This window comes from Paraburkholderia nemoris (genome assembly GCF_905221015.1).
GTDB classification, from domain to species: domain Bacteria; phylum Pseudomonadota; class Gammaproteobacteria; order Burkholderiales; family Burkholderiaceae; genus Paraburkholderia; species Paraburkholderia nemoris.
In genome coordinates this window covers 14,622-28,569 of the sequence record NZ_CAJNBO010000044.1, presented here as the reverse complement: position 1 = coordinate 28,569, position 13,948 = coordinate 14,622, and the positions used below count along the sequence as shown (strand labels likewise).

Here is a 13,948-nt window from a genome sequence, read left to right as displayed (position 1 = left end):
GGGGCGTAGTGGCTTGAGCTTACGCCGCCGCAGCGCCAACAGGATTGCAAAACCGTAACGGCGTATTTCACGTCATTGCAAAGCATTTCGCGAAGTCACCAGCAGGGCGCCGGTCTTATTTGCGCTTACTTGCCCACCTGATTACCGATGATGCCGCCCGCAGCCGCACCGCCAATCGTCGACAGTGCATTGCCGCCGATCAGTCCGCCTGCGGCGCCGCCCACACCCGCGCCGATCACCGTATCGCGTTGCCGCGTGGTCATGTTGTCACACGCGGAAAGATTTGCGACAACCGCGACGATCGCAGCGAACGTACTGAGTTGACGAATCGATTTCATGATGCTCACTCCATTCATTGTGTCTGGACAATGCTTCGTGGAAATGGATGAATCACCCCGTCCTTACATTTGATCTTATCGCCGCAGCCCGTATCCGGATGTGTGAGCTTGTCAGCAAGGTGTCGGTTTCGTAATCAAATGTTTCCCTTCTGTCAGCATGCGGCGTGCCCGCCCGCGCAGAAACGCAAAAGCCCGCCAGTGGCGGGCTTCGGTGCTGCAATAGCGTGACGCAGAAGCTTCGAATGGCGGGCGCACGCTCGCACGCCCGCGATCCTTACCTTACTGCCGCTGATAGATTTCAGCGCCTTTCTTCATGAACTCGATCGACTTCACTTCCATGCCTTTCTTCAGCGCGTCGTCGTCGGAGAGACCTTGTTGCGCGGCGAATTCGCGCACGTCCTGCGTGATCTTCATCGAGCAGAAGTGCGGGCCGCACATCGAACAGAAATGCGCGACCTTGGCCGAATCCTTCGGCAGGGTTTCGTCGTGGAATTCGCGTGCCTTGTCCGGGTCCAGACCGAGATTGAACTGGTCTTCCCAACGGAATTCGAAACGCGCCTTCGACAATGCGTTGTCACGCACCTGCGCGCCCGGATGGCCCTTCGCCAGATCGGCGGCGTGCGCGGCGAGCTTGTACGTGATGATGCCGGTCTTGACGTCGTCCTTGTTCGGCAGCCCGAGGTGTTCCTTCGGCGTGACATAGCAGAGCATCGCCGTGCCGAACCAGCCGATCATCGCCGCGCCAATGCCCGAGGTGATGTGGTCGTAGCCCGGCGCGATGTCGGTCGTCAACGGTCCCAGCGTGTAGAACGGTGCTTCGTCACACCATTCCAGTTGCAGGTCCATGTTCTCCTTGATCAACTGCATCGGCACGTGGCCGGGGCCTTCGATCATCGTTTGCACGTCGTGCTTCCACGCGATCTGCGTGAGCTCGCCAAGCGTCTTCAACTCGCCGAGTTGCGCTTCGTCGTTCGCATCGTAGATCGAGCCGGGACGCAGGCCGTCGCCGAGCGAGAAGGCTACGTCATACGTCTTCATGATTTCGCAGATGTCTTCGAAGTGCTCGTACAGGAAACTTTCCTTGTGGTGTGCGAGGCACCACTTCGCCATGATCGAGCCGCCGCGCGAGACGATACCGGTCATGCGCTTGGCCGTCAGCGGCACGTATTGCAGACGCACGCCAGCGTGAATCGTGAAGTAGTCGACGCCTTGTTCGGCCTGTTCGATCAGCGTGTCGCGGAAGATTTCCCACGTCAGATCTTCGGCCTTGCCGTTGACCTTTTCGAGAGCCTGATAAATCGGCACCGTGCCGATCGGCACCGGCGAATTGCGGATGATCCACTCGCGCGTTTCGTGAATGTGCTTGCCGGTGGAGAGATCCATCACCGTGTCGCCGCCCCAGCGGATCGCCCAGGTCATCTTGTCGACTTCTTCGCCGATGGAGGAGGTCACCGCCGAGTTGCCGATGTTCGCATTCACCTTCACGAGGAAGTTACGGCCGATGATCATCGGCTCGCTTTCCGGGTGGTTGATGTTGTTCGGAATGATCGCGCGGCCGCGCGCAACTTCTTCGCGCACGAATTCCGCGGTGATTTCCTTCAGACCGTCGGGACCGAAGGCGCTCGCGCCGAACGCCTGGCCCGGATGCTGGCGGCCCATCATCGCGGCGAGCTTTTCGCCGTTCGGACCGCTCGTCTTCAGGGTCTCAAGATACGCGGCGCGTTGCTGGTTCTCGCGAATCGCGATGTATTCCATCTCCGGCGTGATGATGCCGCGACGCGCATAGTGCATCTGCGAGACGTTTTTGCCGGCAATGGCGCGGCGCGGCGTGCGATGCAGGCCTTTGAAACGCAGATCGGCGGTGGCGGTATCGGCGGCGCGTTCGCGGCTGAAGTCGCTCGAAAGGCCCGTCAGCGCTTCGGTGTCGCCGCGCTCTTCGATCCAGGCTTGACGCAGCGCGGGCAGACCGGCGCGGATGTCGATCTTGGCTTCCGGATCGGAGTAGGGGCCCGACGTATCGTAGACGAAGACCGGCGGATTTTTCTCGCCGCCGAAGCTGTCCGGCGTATCCGCCTGGGAAATTTCGCGCATCGGCACGCGGATATCGGGCCGCGAGCCGGTCACGTAGACCTTGCGGGAATTCGGCAGCGGCGCGACAGCGGCGGCATCGACGTGGGCGTCGGCGGAAAGGAACTTCGGATTGGCGTTCATGCATATCTCCTGATGTGGGGCCGCTAAGCAGGAGACGAGACGGAAGTTGTCGGAATTCGCGAGAGATGAAACGGTAGACCAGGTGCGAAATCCGTACGCTTCCCTGCGCTGGCATTATCCAGATCAGGTTCAAAGGGTATTTCTCACCCACGCAACACGGACCTCCAACCTCCGCGCTACGCAGGACCCCCGCGTTAGCAGCGCACACGATACACCGCCCGGGCGCTGCTTGGCAACCCGTCTTGAAAAAGTCAGATGTCGGAGATAACGCCGGTCAGCCACGCACTATTCTTATTGTGATAGGGCTGCCGGGGATGATGCGGCGCAGCGTTCTGCGTCGTGAATGGCTTGGGCTTACAGCGTGAAATCGTCGGCGGCTTCGGGCTGAAACAGGATTTTTTCGAGCTTCAGTACCTTCTCCGTGCCGCTCGGCGGTGTGAAGCGGATGCGGTCGCCACGTTTGGCGCCGAGCAGCGCAAGACCGACCGGCGAAAACACGTTCAGGCGGCCGTGTGCGAAGTCCGCGTTGGGCGGATAGACAACGGTCCAGGTCATCTGCTCGCCACTGGTTTCATCGACCAGCGTGGCTTGCGAATTCATCGTGACGATGTTCGCGGGGATGTCGCGCGATTCGACAATCACGGCGCGTTCCAGGACGTCGTCGAGCATGTCTTGCAATTTGGCGTCGGCACCGGGCGCGGCCGCGTGCTTTTCAAGACGGGCGACGTCGAGTTCGGTGAGGTAACAGGTTTTCGTCTTTTTCATGACGGGTTCTCCAATTCGATCTGCATGTAAGGGGACTGCGTGCGGATGAGATCAGCCCGGAGCCCGACGACGCGGCCCCGGCAATGGAGGGGAAATGCGTCAGATCGGGCGCCGGGCAGCGAGAAGCGGGAGCGTTCGGGACGGCTGGCCGGCGTGTGGCGTCGCGATGTCCGCGCGCGCGCAGCCGGTTGCGCGGCGGGGGCGCAAACGGGTGAGGGCTCGGGAAAACGGAACGCGCATTGGGGTAGCCGGCAGAGTACGAAAAGTGTTGGGGAGCGTCGGGAGGGAAGCTCGGTCGACGCAATCGAAAGGTGAATGTTAGCACGGGCCGGGCGTCTCTTTAATCGCCGCCGGGAGGTGCCGTGGATACGCGTTGCGGCGTGTCGATATCGCACTTAGTCGTTCAAGGCCGTCGCCGCGCTGCCGTTAATCCGCCTGTAGGGGCGGCCGTTGCCCAGCCGAGTGAGCGGCGGCGGGCAGCGCGTCAAAGGCGCGATGCGATTTGAGACGGCTTAAGGAGAGATGCTGATGAAAACGGGAATGGGGCGGTTTGAGGGGCTCAGCGTGGTCGCGGCGACGGCAACGCTGGTTGCGCTCGTTGCAGCGCCACTGCCGGCGGTGGCTGCGAATGGTGGAACGATCAGTTTTTCGGGCGCGATCGTGGCACCGCAACTGGAGATTTCGGCGGCGCCCGCCGGGGCCCGTGTCAATGCCGGCGGCGCGCGGCTCGATCAGTCGGGTTCAGCGGTCACGCTGACCTTTAGCGCCGCGCCGGGCGTGGCGACGGGCGCCGATGTTGCGCTTCAGGTGAACAGCGGCGCGACGGCGCGCAATGGCGACGCTCTGACTGAGCGTTTTGTCGACAGCCATGGCCGTGCATTTCGCGCAGCCAGCGATGGGCACTACCGGGTTGGCCGCGACGGCGGGGCGTTGTCGCTTGCACCGAAGAATGCCGGGCAGGATACCCGGGTGACGGTTGTCGTGAGTTACGACTGAGACACCTTCCGCGGGGCGCTTTGGGGCGGTTCGCCCGCAAGCGTACAGACAAGCCGCGCCCCGCGGGGATAAACAGCATGGAACGGTCTCGACCGTAGGCGAACAACGCAGACAAAAATAAAAATTCAAAACCGGCTGTCATAAGCGGGCTTGTGGTTCGACAAACGTGCAGATCCTGATGGAGCACGCCATGCAAACCGCACGAACCCGCCGAGACAATCGGTATGTCACTCGCGCAATCGCGCTAGCCGTAGCGCTGACAACCCTCTTCGCCAGCGGCCTTGCAAGCGCGGCCGGCGCCGTGTGTGCGTCGCACAGCCCATCGCACCGCGTAGCGCTGGTGGAGCTCTACAGCAGCGAAGGCTGCAACAGCTGCCCGCCGGCCGACAACTGGTTGAGCCAGTGGAAAAACAGCGGCGCAAGCCAAAGCATCGTGCCATTGGCGCTGCATGTGGACTACTGGAATAGCCTCGGCTGGACCGACCGCTTCTCGCAGCATCGCTTTACCGAACGTCAGCAAACCCTCACTGACCTCGCCGGCGGCCACACCATCTATACGCCTGAAATCTTCGTATCGGGCCGCGAACTGCGCAGCTGGTCGCAACACGACAGTTTCCAGAGCCGCATCGGCCAGGTCGTCGCCGAACCGGCGCAGGCGAACGTGGTGCTTGAACTGAAACCTCAGGCGAAAGGCGCCTTCAATGTCGATGCGCAATTCACCAGCAAGGCGGCAGACACTAGGGCCCCGCTGAATGCCTACGTCGCGGTCTACCAGAACGCGTTGAACTCGCAAGTCAGGGCCGGGGAAAACAGCGGCGCAACGCTGCATCACGAACGCGTCGTGCGGCAATGGATCGGCCCCGTGCCGCTGGTTGCCGGTAACGCGCAAATCCGCCGCGACATCCGTATCGACGATGCCGATGCGAATGCTCCGGCGGACCACTTCGGCGTCGTCGCCTTCGTCGAAAACGCCGCGACCGGCGACGTGCTGCAAGTGGGCGAGCTCGCCGCCTGCAATTGATCGCGCGACGACCCCGCGGCGCTTCCCGTTTCATCGGAGATTCTCATGGCCACGCCTCATGCTCTTAGCAAAACCGCTCCGCCCGTCATGCCGAAGAGCGGCACGATTCATCCGGTGTGGGTGCGCGTCACGCATTGGCTCAACGCACTCGCTGCCATCCTGATGATGCTGTCCGGCTGGCGCATCTATGACGCTTCGCCGATCTTCAAAGGCTTCACGTTTCCGCCTGCGATTACGCTCGGCGGCTGGCTTGGCGGCGCGCTGCAATGGCACTTCGCGGCGATGTGGCTGCTGGTCTTCAACGGTCTGCTGTATCTCGCGCTGAATCTGGCCAGCGGGCGCTTCGTGCGCAAGTTCCTGCCGGTCTCGCCGCGCGCCGTGCTGCACGACTTCATCGCCGCGCTGACCGGCAAGCTCTCGCACGCCGATCTGCGCGTCTACAACGCGGTGCAGAAATTCGCCTATCTGTTCGTCGTCTGCGATCTGATCGTGCTGGTGCTCTCGGGTCTCGCGATCTGGAAGTCGGTGCAATTTCCGCTGCTGCGAGAGTTGATGGGCGGCTACGACAACGCGCGCATCGTCCACTTCTGCGCCATGTCGCTGATGGCTGCGTTTATTGCCGTGCATCTGGTGATGGTGGCCCTCGTACCGCGCTCGCTGCTGGCGATGTTGCGTGGACGCTAAGCCGTGGCTACACGGATAAACGGATACGCAAAGCTTAAGGACATCGAATCATGACCAGACCCAATACACAACCCGATCGAAAGCTCGCCGCCATGCCTGACAACAAGCTCGACCGCGAATCGATCCTGATCGACGCCCGGCGCGAACTCGCGATGCCGTCGCGGCGCCTGTTCGGCAAACGGCTTCTGACGCTCGGCGGTCTGTCGATGCTGACGGGCTGCTCGCTCACCGACAACGATTCGGTCACTGCATTCCTGACGGCCGTGTCGCGCCTGAACGACCGCGCACAGGCCGCACTATTCGATCTGAAGCAGCTCGCGCCGACCTACACGGAAGCGCAAATCACGCGGCCGTTTCCGTTCAATGCGTTCTACGGTATCGACGACGTCCCCGATGTCGACCCCTCCGACTACAAGCTGAAGATCAGCGGCCTCGTCACCGGTCAGCGCGTCTGGACCTTGCCCGAGTTGTACGCGCTGCCGCATGCCGAGCAGATCACGCGGCATATCTGCGTGGAAGGCTGGAGCGCGATCGGCCGCTGGGGCGGCACGCCGTTTGCCGATTTTCTGCGGCGCATCGGCGCGGATACGAGCGCGAAGTACGTCGGCTTCAAATGCGCGGACGACTACTACGAAAGCATCGACATGCCGACCGCGCTGCATCCGCAAACGCTCCTGACCTTCGAATACGACGGCGAGCGCCTGCCCGCGAAGTACGGCTTCCCGATGAAGCTGCGCATGCCGACCAAGCTCGGCTACAAGAATCCGAAGCACATCGTCGAGATGTTCGTCACTAACACGTATCCCGGCGGCTATTGGGTCGACCAGGGCTACAACTGGTTCGGAGGCTCCTGACGCGCGCGGGTCGGCGCGAGCAATGACCGACGCGCGACCCCGGGCGGCAGAAGCTTCGGAAGTACCCGGCGCAAGGTAGAAGCCAGAAGCCGGTTCAGGTTTATCCACTACAAAACGGAGTCATCCCATGAAAAAGTTCGCAATCGCAGCAATGGCCGTCGCCCTCCTGACCAGCGGCGGCGCCGCGTTCGCGCAGGCCAGCGGCGCGATGTCCAACGATGCAATGTCGAAGGACACGATGTCGAAGGATTCGATGTCCAAAGACACCATGTCGAAGGACAGCATGAAGAAAAACACGATGAAGCACGATAAGATGAAAAAGGGCAGCGACGCGATGGGCATGAAGCACGAAGCCTCGGGCGCCATGGCCAACTGAGCGTTGCCGGCGATGCCGGTTGCATAGTTTGAACGCCGGTGTCGCAGGCGAGCCGAAAGCCGGGGATACGTCCCCGGCTTTTCTGTTGCAAGCACGCAAAAAAGTTACGATTCTTTCAGGCGACGCGGTGGGCGCTTACTGCATAATGCGATGCGCGCCCAACATTTGGCGTGTGTCAGCCGTGGCTCGATTTCCATCGATCGCCGCGGCGTTGTGGCCCCATTGGCCATCTATCGTCCTTCCGTTCCACCGACATGTCCGCCAGCCTCGCCCGTCAGACCGCATCGCCGATGCGGTGTCCGCCATCCCGTCACAGGGTCTTCAGCGGGGGCGCAGCACCTCGAGCGGCATGGGCGGTTTGAACGTATGGCGCCGCAACTCCCCAGCCGCTTTTCACGTAGTTTCCCGCGTGGTTTCCCGATCCGTTTGCCGCAGTCCCGCAATGGACAGATCGCGCTCGCGCTCGCCGTCGTCTATCTCGTATGGGGTTCGACGTATCTCGCCGTGCACGTAGCGCTGGGTTCGTTTCCGCCCTTGCTGCTTTCCGGCTTGCGCAATCTGTTTGCCGGCATAGGGCTTTTCATCTTCGCGGCGCGCCGCAATCCGGTCTGGCCGAGCGCGGGCGAAATCCGCAATGCCGGCCTTGTCGGCACGATGCTGGTCGGCCTGTCGAGCGGCATGCTGGCCTACGGCATGCGTACGGTCGGCACCGGCACCGCAGCCGTGATGGTCGCGACCGTGCCGCTGTTCGCAACGGTGATCGCGGCGGTGGCGGGGCGCAAGATCGGCAGGGGCGAGTGGTTCGCGGTCGGCCTCGGGCTGGTGGGCATAGCGATCCTGAGTCACGGCGACACTGCGCCGGGATCGGCGGGCGGCAGTCTGGCGATCCTGTGCGGTGCGCTTTTCTGGGCCGGCGGCGCGCATCTGGCCGGGCGGCTGAAGTTGCCGTCGGACCTGTTTCTGTCGACGTCGCTGCAGATCGGACTCGGCGGCGCGATGTCGACGATGGTCGCCTGGGTGTCGGGCGAGCGGATGATGGAAGTGCATTTTCTGCCGGTGCTGGCCTTCGTCTACCTGATGCTGGTCGGGACGATGACCGCCTACGTCGCGTACGGCTTTCTGATCCGGCATACGAGTCCGATCATCGCCAGCAGCTGTATGTACGTGAATCCGGTGGTGGCGGTGGCGCTCGGCGCGTTGTTGCTCGGCGAGCCGGTAACGCGTTCGACGGTCATCGCGACGATCGTGATTCTGGCCAGCGTGGGGCTGTCTTTCTGGTTCGATTACCGGAAGAAGGGGCTCGCTTAAGGAGGGCGGCGCGGCCGCCTCCGCTCTCCACTGGCTCAGTGGCTCGGTGGCTCAGAGCGCCGCCGCCACCTCCGCACCCTCGCGAATCGCGCGTTTCGCATCCAGTTCGGTCGCGACCTTTGCGCCGCCGATCACGTGATAGCGCGGACCGTTCGCACCATTCGAGCCATTCGAGCCGTTTGTCCGATCCGCAGCACGTTCCGCCGTCTCCGGATGCAGGTCGCGCAACGATTCCTGTCCCGCGCACACGACGATCGTGTCCACTTCAAGCCATTCTTCGAGCCCTTCACGCGCGATTTTCAAACCGCGTTCGCTGATCTCCTGGTACGACACGCCGCCGAGCATCTTCACGCCGTTCCTGGCCAGCGTCGCGCGATGCACCCAGCCGGAGGTCTTGCCGAGCCCCATACCGAGCTTGCCGGCCTTACGCTGCAGCAACCAGATCTCGCGGACCGGCTGCGCCGGCGCCGGCGGTTTCAAACCGCCGCGTTCCCGCACCGTAAGATCGACACCCCATTCGTCGAGCCATGTATCGCGCGGCACGGGCAGAGGGTCGCCGGAACGATGCAGCAAAAACTCGCTGACGTCGAAGCCGATCCCACCCGCACCGATCACCGCCACGCGGCGTCCCACCGCCGCACCGCGCAGCACATCCACATAAGACAGCACGTTAGGCCCGTTAATACCGGCGATCGCCGGGTTCCGCGGCACGATGCCCGTGGCGATGATCACATCGTCGTAACCGCCTGCCGCGAGCAGGGCGGGGTCGACGCGCGTCTCGAGCCGCACGTCGACGCGATGCCGCTCCAACTGGCTCTGAAAATAGCGGATCGTTTCGCTGAACTCTTCCTTGCCCGGCACGCGCATCGCCAGATTGAACTGGCCGCCGATCGTTGCGCTCGCATCGAATAAGGTCACGCGATGCCCGCGCGAGGCCGCGACGGTCGCCGCGGAAAGTCCCGCCGGACCCGCGCCGACTACCGCCACGGAGCGCGCGGCCTGCTGGCCTGCGATCGGCCGGTAGATCAACTCGGTCTCGCGTCCCGCACGGGGATTGACGAGACAACTTGCACGCTGGTTCTTGAACGTGTGATCGAGGCAGGCCTGATTGCAGGCGATACAGGTATTGATTTCGTGCGCGCGTCCTTCGGCGGTCTTCAGCACGAACTCGGGGTCGGCGAGAAGCGGCCTTGCCATCGACACCAGATCGCCCGTTCCCTGAGCGAGCAGTTCTTCAGCGACCTCGGGCGTGTTGATGCGGTTCGACACGATCACCGGCACCTTGACCGCGGCCTTCAAGCGCGCGCTCAACGCGGCGAATGCGGCGCGCGGCACCGAGGTCACGATGGTTGGCACCCGCGCTTCGTGCCAGCCGATTCCCGTGTTGAACATCGTGACGCCGGCAGCTTCGAGCGCCTGGGCGACCTGCACGGTTTCTTCCCACGTGTTGCCGCCTTCGACCAGATCGATCAGCGAGAGCCGGTACACCACGATAAAGCGTTCGCCGCACACCGCGCGCACGCGCTCGACAATCTCGCGCGCGAGCCGCATGCGGTTCTCGATGCTGCCGCCATAGCGGTCGGTGCGCTGGTTCGTGCGCGGGCAGAGGAACTGGTTGAGCAGATAGCCTTCGCTGCCCATGATCTCGATGCCGTCGTAACCGGCACGCTGGGCGAGGCGCGCGCAGCGGGCATAGTCGCGCACGGTCCGCGCGATCCCGGCTTCGGTGAGCGCGCGCGGCTTGAACTTCGAGATCGGCGACTTGAGCGCCGAGGCGGACACGACAAACGGCTGATACCCATAGCGGCCCGCGTGCAGGATCTGCAACGCGATCTTGCCGCCTTCGGCATGGACGGCCCCGGTCAGCAAGCGGTGATTGCGCAGATCGAACACTGAGTTCAGCGTGCCGCCGAAGGGCAGCAGCCAGCCTTGCCGGTTCGGCGAGATGCCGCCTGTGATGATCAGGCCGACGCCGCCTTTCGCGCGCTCACGGAAATACTCGGCCAGTTTCGGGTAATTCCAGAAACGATCCTCCATGCCGGTGTGCATCGAACCCATCACCACGCGATTGCGCAAGCGGGTAAAGCCGAGGTCGAGTTCAGCGAGTAAGTGTTGGTAAGACATGCAGGGGACCGTGTAAGTATGGTTGTGCGCGAACAATACACCGCGAAACGTGCCAACCCTCCGAGGAAAAATTCTAATCCGCGCAACGCGTTGCTCCGTAAGCCATTCGTCTGACGCCGGAACCCATATCGAACCCGCGGCACGTGCTTTGCTGAATGCTGGCGTCCATCGACACGGACCACACCGCTCACCACGGGCGCGATGTGCAGCAGGGATAGGGAGGGGGCGCTTCATTTCGGAGAGCCGGGCTGGAACCGTTCTAACGACCAACGAACAAGGTTTCCAGCCGGCACGATGTCCGAGGCCGGGCGCTCGCAAATTAACGGCTCGAGAGCCCAACATCGATATAGGTGGAACACAATGAAAACGATCCGAACCATGGCGGCTGTGGCCGCTGTTGCATCTGTCCTCGCCGCGTGCGGTGGCAGCGGCAGCGACGTAGGCAAGGAACTCGGTCTGACGAATCCGGAGATCCATTTCATCCACGCAATTCCTGGCGGCCCGGCAGTCGACTTTCTCGTGAACGGTACCGCACCCTCGGGACAGACGAACATCAGCTATAAGGGCGTGACGAACCTCACCAACATCAACACGGGTTCGACCTCCGTCGCGTACTCGAACACCGGCACGACGACCGCGTTGGCGAGCGGTAACTTCCCCGATGTGGCGAAGGGCCATGAATACACGGTGCTGGCTCTGCCGGGTGCGACAGCGCCGGATATCGGCCTGATCGACGATCCGTTCGACAAGGGGCTGCTCTCGAATAGTGCGCGCCTGCGCGGCTTCAACGCATCGGCTAACGCGACCAATCTCGACCTGTATCTGGTTCAGTCAACCGGCACTGACATCAGCAATGTCAGCCCGACGATGGCGGGCGTGTCGTTCAAGAACGCGGTGCCGGCAAGCGGCCAGGATTCGATCTACGTGTCCGGTGGCCAGTACGTGTTGATCGCGACGGTGGCGGGCAGCAAGACGCCGATCTTCCAGTCGTCGTCTTTCACGCTGTCGAACAACGCCGACTGGCTGGTGACGTCGGTGCCGATCGCCGGTGCGCTGAGCCAGCTCGTGCCGGGGCAGATCCATCTGCTGATTGCACAGAACGGCAACACCGGCACGCCGAGCATCGAGCTGACGAACACGCTGACGGGGCAATAAGCTCGCGAATCCGCATGCGTGCATAGCATGCGGCACATACGATAAGCGACAGTCTCAGGGAGGGCAGAGCGGCGATCCACGCAAGTGGGGCGCCGCTCTGTTTATGGCTCTGGCCATAAAAAAAGCCCACCGCGGTTTCCCGCGATGGGCTGTGGAATTCCTGCATGGCAGGGCGCCGTGAGGCGCCGCGCAGTCGATGCGTTGCCGCTAACTTACTTGGCTTGTTCGGCCGAATTCGTGATGGCATTGCCACCCTTCGAAATATCCTGCCCAGCCCCCGCCATCGTGTTGCAACCGGCGAGCGCAGCCGTCCCTGCGATGAGAAGCAAAGCGATCAGTCGATTCATGAAAGTTCTCCTTGTCGAGAATGCATCGGTTGACGTGCCCATGCTGTACGGCACGCGCTAGCCGGGCTAGCTGTCGTCCGACCGGGGCTTACGCCAGTCGATCCGGTCTGATTGCATGTTAAAAAAAGGGCGGAGGCCGCGCTGTCGGTTGCGCTGCGATTTTGTTGTAGGCGTGCTCCGGTGTTTGCGTCGGCGCACTCCTACACGTGCCATCGCAATGTTCGCCAAAGCCTTGCTAGACCGCCGTTCGCGACGGGGTCGATGGCGGCAGATCCACTGACGGCGTAGCCGTGCTGACGCTCGGCATCACCACATGGATGTCGGTGCCGTTCGGCACGCCGCGCTGAATATCGAAGCGCCCGCCGTGCGCGGCAACCCGCTGGCGCATGCCGAGCAGCCCGTGCGTGTGCGTACGCTGCAAATCGGCGGGCGTGATGCCGACGCCGTTGTCCGCGATCCGCAGCGCCACCTCGCCGTCGCCGACCTCCAAGGCGATCGAAACCTTCGAGGCCCGTGCATACTTGGCGGCGTTCGTGAGCGACTCCTGCGCGACGCGAAAGAGCGCGATTTCGGTTTGTTCGTCGAGCTGGATATCGTCGGCGGGCAAGTGCAATTCGAGCGTCCAGTTGTTGCGCTGCGCGGCTTCGTCGGCAAGCGTGCGCAACGCGGTGACGAGGCCGAAGTTCGCCAGCACGGTGGGCCGCATGTCTTCGATGATGCGGCGCTTCAGCGCAATGCCCTGGTCGAGATTGGCGAGCGCGCGCTTGAGTTTCTCGGAGATATCCGGGGCACTGTCCTTCAGTTTGCGGTTGGCCCAGGCCACATCCATTTTGCTCGCAGTCAGAATGGCGCCGAGTTCGTCGTGCAGTTCGCGCGCGAGCTGCGTCTTTTCGTTTTCGCTGACGGCCTGCAAGTGCCAGCCGAGCGCCTCGAGCTGACGCGTGCGTTCGTTGACAAGCTGGTCGAGCTCTTCCTGTTGCGTGATCAGTTGACGCTGCACGCGCGCCTGCCGGTTCATCTGGATGCCGAGATTGCGAAACAGCAGGATGAACAGCACGATGTTGAGCGCGGACAGCGCCGCCGCGCATAGCGTGGAGATACGCTGGTCGGCGCGGCTTGCGTCGAGCGCGTGCTGCGCGCGACGCTCCTCGTTGTCGCGCAGTAGCGTGAGCGTGCTGTCGACCAGCGTGGCATCGGCCGGATTGGCCTCGCCGGCACTGCCGCAGGCGGAGAGATCGAGCGAATGCGGTGTCGCGCGTTGCAATGCAGCAGCGCCCGTGCCGATGCGCGCGTCGATCAGCGCGACGATCTCGGTGAAGCTCGCGAGTTCGGGGCTGTCCGCCTTGCCGCCGCGGTAAAACCGGCTTAGCTGCTGCTCGTTCTGCCGTATCTGCACGGCGGTCGCGCAAAAGCCTTGAGCGGATGAGTCCTGCTTCGTCAGAAGAAAATCGCTTTGGTGGGCGCTTAAGCGGGATAGCTGGCTCGCGAGCGTGCTCAATTGAACCGTGACGTCGCGCGCTTCGAGTGCCGTTTCGTATTCAGCGGCGATGCGTTGGCGCGCGGTTTCGAGAATCACGAGCCCGCCTACCGTGATGACGATCGCCACGGTCATCGCAATGGCCCAACTGCGATTGCGCATCCAGTCGCTGAGCCGCACGGTGGCCCCTGATTTATGCGTGTTCGACACGTTCAGCACTTTTGGCTCCTGAGGTGGGCATCAGTGTAACGCCCGCAGGGCTCGACGATGGAGCAGGCGGCGTAACGCTGCC

At 62.8% G+C, this 13,948-nt stretch carries 13 protein-coding genes and 1 riboswitch; of the genes, 7 read left to right on the top strand and 6 right to left on the bottom strand.

Features of this window, described 5'->3' with window-relative positions; genetic code table 11:
• Positions 1-125 precede the first annotated feature (125 nt).
• From KHO33_RS38160 to KHO33_RS38150, 3 genes are all read right to left on the bottom strand, one after another.
• A complete protein-coding gene (locus tag KHO33_RS38160; RefSeq protein WP_200563660.1) occupies positions 126-338 on the bottom strand; it encodes a glycine zipper 2TM domain-containing protein in 213 nt (70 codons plus the stop codon).
• Between the two features lie 279 nt (positions 339-617).
• Positions 618-2,549 carry a phosphomethylpyrimidine synthase ThiC gene (gene thiC, locus KHO33_RS38155; protein ID WP_054039778.1) on the bottom strand — a complete coding sequence of 644 codons (1,932 nt, stop codon included), beginning with the start codon at positions 2,547-2,549 and terminating at the stop codon, positions 618-620.
• 82 nt (positions 2,550-2,631) lie between these two features.
• Positions 2,632-2,750: riboswitch (TPP riboswitch) on the bottom strand.
• 153 nt (positions 2,751-2,903) lie between these two features.
• Complete coding sequence (locus tag KHO33_RS38150) at positions 2,904-3,314, bottom strand: GreA/GreB family elongation factor (RefSeq protein WP_054039776.1); 411 nt, start codon at positions 3,312-3,314, stop codon at positions 2,904-2,906.
• 528 nt (positions 3,315-3,842) lie between these two features.
• On the opposite strand from KHO33_RS38150, the gene KHO33_RS38145 reads away from it, so the two are divergent.
• From KHO33_RS38145 to KHO33_RS38120, 6 genes are all read left to right on the top strand, one after another.
• A complete protein-coding gene (locus KHO33_RS38145) occupies positions 3,843-4,310 on the top strand; it encodes a hypothetical protein (protein WP_234475693.1) in 468 nt (155 codons plus the stop codon).
• Between the two features lie 190 nt (positions 4,311-4,500).
• Positions 4,501-5,331: a DUF1223 domain-containing protein gene (locus KHO33_RS38140; RefSeq protein ID WP_200563658.1), complete on the top strand. Its 831-nt coding sequence runs from the start codon at positions 4,501-4,503 to the stop codon at positions 5,329-5,331.
• 45 nt (positions 5,332-5,376) lie between these two features.
• Positions 5,377-6,015 (top strand): cytochrome b/b6 domain-containing protein, encoded by a 639-nt coding sequence (locus tag KHO33_RS38135; protein ID WP_200563656.1) that lies wholly within the window; start codon positions 5,377-5,379, stop codon positions 6,013-6,015.
• A gap of 50 nt (positions 6,016-6,065) precedes the next feature.
• The gene (locus KHO33_RS38130; RefSeq protein WP_234480450.1) at positions 6,066-6,869 is read left to right on the top strand and encodes a molybdopterin-dependent oxidoreductase; all 804 of its coding nucleotides are present in this window, start codon (positions 6,066-6,068) and stop codon (positions 6,867-6,869) included.
• Positions 6,870-6,996: 127 nt separating this feature from the next.
• The gene (locus tag KHO33_RS38125) at positions 6,997-7,245 is read left to right on the top strand and encodes a pentapeptide MXKDX repeat protein (RefSeq protein WP_054039770.1); all 249 of its coding nucleotides are present in this window, start codon (positions 6,997-6,999) and stop codon (positions 7,243-7,245) included.
• Between the two features lie 366 nt (positions 7,246-7,611).
• On the top strand, positions 7,612-8,553 hold the full coding sequence (locus KHO33_RS38120; RefSeq protein WP_093643030.1) for an EamA family transporter: 942 nt from the start codon (positions 7,612-7,614) through the stop codon (positions 8,551-8,553).
• Between the two features lie 51 nt (positions 8,554-8,604).
• Here KHO33_RS38120 and KHO33_RS38115 read toward each other — a convergent pair whose 3' ends face one another.
• Positions 8,605-10,677: an NADPH-dependent 2,4-dienoyl-CoA reductase gene (locus KHO33_RS38115; RefSeq protein WP_200563654.1), complete on the bottom strand. Its 2,073-nt coding sequence runs from the start codon at positions 10,675-10,677 to the stop codon at positions 8,605-8,607.
• A 360-nt stretch (positions 10,678-11,037) separates the two neighbouring features.
• Between KHO33_RS38115 and KHO33_RS38110 the strand changes: the two genes are divergently transcribed.
• Positions 11,038-11,832, top strand: a complete 795-nt coding sequence (locus KHO33_RS38110) for a DUF4397 domain-containing protein (RefSeq protein ID WP_200563652.1) — start codon at positions 11,038-11,040, stop codon at positions 11,830-11,832.
• A 212-nt stretch (positions 11,833-12,044) separates the two neighbouring features.
• Here the strand turns inward: KHO33_RS38110 and KHO33_RS38105 are convergent, their stop codons facing one another.
• Together KHO33_RS38105 and KHO33_RS38100 are read right to left on the bottom strand one after the other, a co-directional pair.
• Positions 12,045-12,179 carry an entericidin A/B family lipoprotein gene (locus KHO33_RS38105; protein WP_012433647.1) on the bottom strand — a complete coding sequence of 45 codons (135 nt, stop codon included), beginning with the start codon at positions 12,177-12,179 and terminating at the stop codon, positions 12,045-12,047.
• Between the two features lie 235 nt (positions 12,180-12,414).
• Positions 12,415-13,818 (bottom strand): sensor histidine kinase, encoded by a 1,404-nt coding sequence (locus KHO33_RS38100; protein WP_234480466.1) that lies wholly within the window; start codon positions 13,816-13,818, stop codon positions 12,415-12,417.
• Between the last annotated feature and the right edge of the window lie 130 nt (positions 13,819-13,948).